Origin of the sequence: Pseudomonas karstica (assembly GCF_009707515.1) — a bacterium.
GTDB lineage: Bacteria > Pseudomonadota > Gammaproteobacteria > Pseudomonadales > Pseudomonadaceae > Aquipseudomonas > Aquipseudomonas karstica.
The window spans coordinates 1-1219 of the sequence record NZ_WLYI01000080.1 but is presented as its reverse complement, the minus strand read 5'-3'; the positions used below and the strand labels follow the sequence as shown (position 1 = coordinate 1219).

Genomic DNA, 1219 nt, shown 5'->3' with positions numbered 1-1219 from the left:
CGCTGTTCGAAGCTCAGGTGCAGGCCAACCCCGAAGCCGTGGCACTGGTTTGCGAGTCGCAGCAACTGACCTACCGCCAGCTCAACCGTCGCGCCAACCACTTGGCCCAGCAGTTGTTGGCGCTGGGTGTACAACCCGACCAACGCGTAGCGATTTGTGCCGAGCGCAGTGTGGAGATGATCGTCGCGCTGTTGGCCGTGTTGAAGGCGGGTGCCGCTTATGTGCCGATTGACCCGGCGCACCCGGCAGAACGCATGACCTTCATGTTCCAGGACAGTCAGCCACGTGCGCTGTTGACGCAGTCGACGCTGTCCTTGCCGGTCGGCGAGTTGCCGCTGGTGCTACTCGACACCGAAGCTTCGCAGCAAGCGGCCCACGACACCGCTTTCGACGCCAACCCAGTGATTGCGGGCCTGAGCGCCGAACACCTGGCCTATGTGATCTACACCTCCGGCTCCACTGGACAGTCCAAAGGCGTGATGGTCGAGCACCGTTCGGTGTTCAACTTCTGGCAGGTACTGACCCGCACCACCCACCAGCATTGCCCGTCACCGGCCACCGTGGCCCTGAACGCCGGGTTCTTCTTCGACATGTCGATCAAGGGCATTTCGCAGTTATTCTCCGGCCATCGCCTGGTGATCATCCCATCGTTGATCCGCGCCAGTGGCAACGAGTTGCTGGACTTCCTTGAGCAGCATCAAGTCCACGCGTTCGACTCAACCCCATCACAGCTCGACACCTTGCTCAGCGCGGGTCTGCTGGAGCGCCGCAGTTACCACCCAACAAGCGTGCTGCTCGGCGGCGAAGCGATCAGTGCGCCAACCTGGGAAAAACTGCGTAGCTGCCAGCACATCCGGTTCTACAACATGTACGGCCCCACCGAATGCACAGTGGACGCCACCATCGACCTGATCCGCGACCTTGGCGAACGGCCAAGTATCGGCCGCCCGATTGCCAACGTTCAGGTGCATGTGCTCGATATGCGCGGGGAACCGGCGCCATTGGGTGTGGCCGGGGAGATTCATATCGGCGGTGCTGGCGTGGCGCGCGGCTACTTGAACCGTGAAGCGCTGACTGCCGAGCGTTTTATCGCCGACGGCTTCTCCAATGACCCGCAAGCGCGCTTGTACAAAACCGGTGACCTCGGTCGTTGGTTGGCCGATGGCACGTTGGAGTACCTGGGCCGCAATGACTTCCAGGTGAAGATCCGTGGCTTGCG

At 61.9% G+C, this 1219-nt stretch carries 1 protein-coding gene; it reads left to right on the top strand.

Annotation, left to right across the window (positions count from 1 at the left end; translation table 11 throughout):
• Positions 1-1219: non-ribosomal peptide synthetase (locus tag GIR22_RS25785; protein ID WP_154746091.1), on the top strand; the 1219-nt coding region annotated here is incomplete at both ends.